The organism is Lentibacillus sediminis (assembly GCF_002763455.1).
GTDB classification, from domain to species: Bacteria; Bacillota; Bacilli; order Bacillales; family Amphibacillaceae; genus Lentibacillus_D; species Lentibacillus_D sediminis_A.
In genome coordinates, this window is record NZ_NIXK01000032.1 from 1 (window position 1) to 573 (window position 573).

Annotated in this window: 1 protein-coding gene; it reads left to right on the top strand. The window is 38.4% G+C overall.

The features are described 5' to 3' along the window. Positions 1 to 462: type 1 glutamine amidotransferase domain-containing protein (locus CEG13_RS18535; protein WP_100013357.1), on the top strand; the 462-nt coding region annotated here is incomplete at its 5' end. Between the last annotated feature and the right edge of the window lie 111 nt (positions 463 to 573).

A 573-nucleotide genomic window follows, 5' to 3' on the forward strand; every position in this document is an offset into this window, starting at 1 on the left:
TTAACTGATCCTGTGAAAGCTTACAAAGAAGCTGGGCATACGGTAGATATTATCAGTAATGAAGCAAAAAAAACCATCAATGGCAAAAATGGGGACGAAATACAAGCAGATAGAGGCATAGATGAAGTAAATGCAAACGATTATGATGCATTACTCGTACCTGGCGGGTTTTCTCCTGACTTACTACGTATTAATCCGAAGAATAGTGAGTTTGCGAAAACATTTTTCCAAGATAATAAACCCATATTTTCAATTTGCCATGGTCCACAGTTTCTCGTTAATACAGACCAACTAAAAGGTAGAGAGCTAACAAGCTTTGTTTCCGTAAGAAAAGACTTGGAAAATGCAGGAGCAACTGTAAAAGATGAAGAAGTAATCGTAGATGGAAACCTTGTAACAAGCAGAACACCTGATGATCTTCCTGCATTCAATCGCGAATCTCTAAAGCTTTTAGAAAAATAATTCGTCGATCGTATAGGGGGGCTGTTAATCATGCAGCCTCTCTTTATTTTTTATTTGATAATAGATAAAGCGCTCATGCCCATCTGCCATGATCTTCCTCAAACGGGCGCA